Origin of the sequence: Mycobacterium bulgaricum (genome assembly GCF_041287165.2) — a bacterium.
Lineage (GTDB): Bacteria > Actinomycetota > Actinomycetes > Mycobacteriales > Mycobacteriaceae > Mycobacterium > Mycobacterium bulgaricum.
This window is the reverse complement of sequence record NZ_JBGGKV020000047.1, coordinates 1-313: the sequence shown is the minus strand read 5'-3', so window position 1 is coordinate 313 and position 313 is coordinate 1. Positions and strand designations below refer to the sequence as shown.

1 protein-coding gene is annotated in these 313 nt (G+C 70.3%); it reads right to left on the bottom strand.

Annotated features, from left to right (window positions below):
• The coding region (locus tag ACAG24_RS29505) for a DUF222 domain-containing protein (RefSeq protein ID WP_370476401.1) at window positions 1–313 on the bottom strand (313 nt) is incomplete at both ends.

Below are 313 nucleotides of genomic sequence, written 5' to 3'. Positions count from 1 at the left end.
ACCGCGCCACCGCAGCCAAATTCTGCGGATCCAACCCCGCACCCTGGCCCGCCAACTCCGCATCCGCCTGCGCCCGCGTACCCGCATCCACCCACGTCGGCAACGCCCGATGAAACTTCGCGATCACCGCGACGTGCTCGTCATCGAGCAATCCCTGAGCCTGCGCCGCCGCGGTGGCCTCCCACCACGGCGCCAACGGCTCCCCACCCATCGAATACCGCGGACCCAACGTTCTGGCCCGCACCAGCCGCCGCGCCGCCTCCCGCCCCGACACCCGCAACGCCGTGGTGAGCACTTTCTTCCACGACGCTTC